This is a genomic window from Psychrobacter sp. 1U2 (genome assembly GCF_051847575.1).
Window position 1 is genome coordinate 1 of the sequence record NZ_JBPYDC010000095.1, and the last position, 1924, is coordinate 1924.

Here is a 1924-nt window from a genome sequence, read left to right on the forward strand (position 1 = left end):
GTGCGGCAAAACATATCGCGCTTGTGTGTGAGTGGTAGCGATCGTCAACGTACCAATATTGGGATTATTAAAATCGAGACTGAGGTTCTCAATCGTACGAATTTCAGCAAAGATAGACTCAATATGAGGCATAAGCGCTGTTCCCATAGTCGTAAGACCCGTTAGGCGTTTGCCTTGTCGGACGAACACTTCGGTTTTGAGTTGGTTTTCAAGCGCTGCTATATGCTTTGATAAGCTTGATTGACTGGTATGTAATACTGTCGCTGCTTGACTTAGGTTGTAACCATTGATTACCGTATGCCATACCGTCTCTAGCTGTTTGAGCTGGATTTGTAGATGCCGCTGATTGACCACTACGTCGATTGCCATTAGTTAATCCTATTGTATAAATACACAAACGCTGTCTGTATATAAAAATAAAAGTGTACAGATATGCAGTAGGTAACCAGGTTAAATCAAATCTATTATTCTTGTATATAAGAAATAGCTATCAGTTTATGATAATTAGGAATATACAAAAGCTGCTAAGTCTGAAAAGTACGGCAAATATAATCACTCTTAGTTTTTAGTAGCCTTCGTCTTATTTTTATTACAACACTTGAATGTGATAAAGATGATTGTAGGCAGTAAATACGTGAGCAATGATTGTGTAAACGATATTATGTAGACAACACATGTGTGTTAATAATTCTGTGAGCTGATAATACATAAGTTTACTGCAATAAGGTATTCAGGGTCATTAAGCTAAGTTATCAAACTTTAATGCAGAAATTTCGATAGAATGTCTAGTCAATATAAACGTTCTGAAGTACCATAATTCAATTTTGCTATAAGTATGGCTTTCTTTGTACAAATTTAATCAGCTTTTATCAATTTTTGATGCAAATAATTGATACTAACGACTGATAAGAATTGTACGTGGTTGTGTTTTTTGTTTTAATTTTTGGTGAATAGTTATGTCTGCTGTCCAACCTGTGCCTCCAAACCCCCCAGTTGCCAAAAAGTCATGGGGAGAGGCGGCAAAAGCCTATCTCGATCGACGCGCCATTATCATGTTGTTCTTAGGGTTTGTCGCTGGTATTCCCATCTTGCTTATTTTTTCAAGCCTGTCACTGTGGCTGCGTGAGGCTGGTATTGATCGCAGTGTAGTAACGATGTTTAGTTGGGCGGCGCTTGGGTATTCGTTCAAGTTTATTTGGGCGCCATTGGTCGATGCCGTGCCACTTCCTATATTGACTAAACTATTGGGCCGTCGTCGTAGCTGGATATTGATTGCTCAATTGATGATTATTGTGGCGATTTGTCTGATGGCAAGTATCAATCCAACCAATGAAGGTAGCCTTATTTATATGGCAGTTGGGGCGGTTTTACTTGGTTTTTCTTCCGCTACTCAAGATATTGTCATCGATGCTTATCGCATTGAGCTTGCTCCCCCAAGTCTACAGTCGGTATTGTCTGCCATGTATACTGCAGGCTACCGTTTGGGTATGATTGTCGCTGGGGCAGGCGCGCTATATTTGGCGGATTATTTTGGTTCAACTGAAGCGTTTTATAGTTATGAAGCGTGGCGCAATACTTACTGGGTTATGGCAGGGGTCATGGGAATTGGGGTCGCGACCACTTTGATTATTCATGAGCCAGTCAGCAATCAGGTACGCGTTGAACGTAAAACATCAGACTATTCACGTCTAGTCTTGGTATTTGCGTTATCAGTCATAGGTTTTGTGTTCATATTCGCAAATTTAGGATCATTATTACCTGCGACAGAAAGTGCGCTTTTAGGGTTTTTGTATGAATTGGTGCGTATGGCATTGAGTCTGACAGTAGCTTTGGCTATCGGTTATGGGTTGGTAAAAGCGAACCTTGTAGAAGCAGAAGTTGCCAAGACAACATGGGTTGAGCCTATCGCTGATTTCTTTCGTCG

At 40.4% G+C, this 1924-nt stretch carries 2 protein-coding genes; one reads left to right on the forward strand and one right to left on the reverse strand.

All coding sequences use genetic code 11. From position 1 onward, the window contains the following. The coding region (locus ACS8FD_RS13430) for a LysR family transcriptional regulator (RefSeq protein WP_439276249.1) at positions 1-369 on the reverse strand (369 nt) is incomplete at its 3' end. 587 nt (positions 370-956) lie between these two features. On the opposite strand from ACS8FD_RS13430, the gene ACS8FD_RS13435 reads away from it, so the two are divergent. Next, positions 957-1924: MFS transporter (locus ACS8FD_RS13435; RefSeq protein WP_439276250.1), on the forward strand; the 968-nt coding region annotated here is incomplete at its 3' end.